The sequence below is a fragment of the Allokutzneria sp. NRRL B-24872 genome (genome assembly GCF_002155965.1).
GTDB lineage: Bacteria > Actinomycetota > Actinomycetes > Mycobacteriales > Pseudonocardiaceae > Allokutzneria.
The window spans coordinates 1-1,269 of sequence record NZ_MUMH01000290.1; the positions used below are offsets into that span (position 1 = coordinate 1).

The following is a 1,269-nucleotide window of genomic DNA, read 5'->3' on the forward strand; positions in this document are numbered from 1 at the left end:
TGCACACTTGCGAACCGGGACGTACTACAGGGACGAGAGAGCGGTATAAGCGTGGCAGGGTCGACACGGGCGAAGAAGGACGGCGGTGACGGCGGTTCGAGCACCCGTCGCCTGGTGATCGTCGAGTCACCGGCGAAGGCGCGCAAGATCGCCTCCTACCTGGGCAGGAACTTCGTGGTGGAGTCCTCGCGAGGGCACATCCGCGACCTGCCGAGGGGTGCGGCCGACGTACCGGCCAAGTACAAGGGCGAGGCGTGGGCCCGGCTCGGCGTCGACGTCGAGAACGACTTCGAGCCCCTCTACATCGTCACCCCGGACAAGAAGTCCACCGTGTCCGAGCTCAAGGAGGCGCTGAAGAGCGTCGACGAGCTCTACCTCGCGACAGACGGTGACCGCGAGGGCGAGGCCATCGCGTGGCACCTGATGCAGACCCTCAAGCCGAAGGTCCCGGTTCGGCGGATGGTCTTCCACGAGATCACCGAGCCCGCGATCCGCGCCGCCGCCGAGAACCCGCGCGACCTCGACCAGCACCTGGTCGACGCGCAGGAGACCCGCCGCATCCTCGACCGCCTCTACGGCTACGAGGTCAGCCCCGTGCTGTGGAAGAAGGTCATGCCGAAGCTCTCGGCTGGCCGCGTGCAGTCGGTGGCGACCAGGATCGTCGTGGAGCGCGAGCGCGAGCGCATCCGCTTCGTGCCCGCCTCCTACTGGGACATCTCCGCCGTCATGGAGACCCAGAAGACCGACGGCGACTCCGCGAACCCGCGCTCCTTCGGCACCCGCCTCATCTCCGTCGACGGCACGCGCCTGGCCACCGGCCGCGACTTCGGGCCGGACGGCAACCTCCGCGCCACCTCCGAGGTGCGCACGCTGGACGAGGCCGAGGCCCGCCGACTGGCCGCCGGGCTTGCCAACTCCGCAATGGCCGTCAGCAGCGTCGAGGAGAAGCCGTACACGCGGAAGCCGTACGCGCCCTTCATGACCTCGACACTTCAGCAGGAGGCCGGGCGCAAGCTGCGGTTCACCGCTGATCGGGCCATGCGCACCGCGCAAAGGCTCTACGAGAACGGTTACATCACCTACATGCGTACCGACAGCACCACGCTGTCGGAGACCGCGATCACCGCGGCCCGCGCGCAGGCGACCGAGCTCTACGGCGCGCAGTTCGTCTCGGACAAGCCCCGGCAGTACACGCGCAAGGTCAAGAACGCCCAGGAGGCGCACGAGGCCATCCGCCCCGCCGGTGAGGTCTTCCGCACCCCCGGCCAG

At 68.8% G+C, this 1,269-nt stretch carries 1 protein-coding gene; it reads left to right on the plus strand.

Annotated features, from left to right (window positions below; translation table 11 throughout):
- Positions 1–51 precede the first annotated feature (51 nt).
- Positions 52–1,269, plus strand: a 1,218-nt coding sequence (gene topA, locus CCN37_RS37505; RefSeq protein WP_086830163.1) for a type I DNA topoisomerase, incomplete at its 3' end; no start/stop codon positions are given.